Genomic DNA, 430 nt, shown 5'->3' on the forward strand with positions numbered 1-430 from the left:
TATCTTCGACCTTAGCGAGAAGCATTTCTTCGCGCCCCTCGTGAAGCACCTTTACGCAGAAGAGCCCCGATGCGTTGGAAACGGCATTGTTGGCAAGCCAACCCTCTTCCACGTCGGTCTCCCCGTCCCGACGTGTAACGACGTCGACAATGACGCGCAGCGACTGAATCGGAACAAGACGAATCTGTCCGGCAAGTCCGTTCGGGATGGCTTCCTGCGGAGCGCGCTGCTTCGCAGCGGACTCTTCCGCCGATACGGCTTCGGCAGGAGCCGGCTCGGCTTCTGCGGACGGCAGCGTGTTGCGCGCCGGTTCATCGGAGACAGTCTTGCCCGCGTCCCCCGTGTTGAGCGGTTCTTCCGCCCGCGATTCCACTGTCGGCGCCTTCGTTGCTTCTTCGGGAATCTCTTCCGCATTCGCGGCAGCACCGTT

The 430-nt window shown here is 61.9% G+C and carries 1 protein-coding gene; it reads right to left on the reverse strand.

Annotation, left to right across the window (positions count from 1 at the left end; genetic code table 11):
* The coding region (locus tag H6A60_RS12655; protein WP_205105194.1) for a hypothetical protein at positions 1 to 373 on the reverse strand (373 nt) is incomplete at its 3' end.
* Between the last annotated feature and the right edge of the window lie 57 nt (positions 374 to 430).

The organism is Sutterella massiliensis, assembly GCF_016899755.1.
Classification (GTDB): domain Bacteria; phylum Pseudomonadota; class Gammaproteobacteria; order Burkholderiales; family Burkholderiaceae_F; genus Sutterella; species Sutterella massiliensis.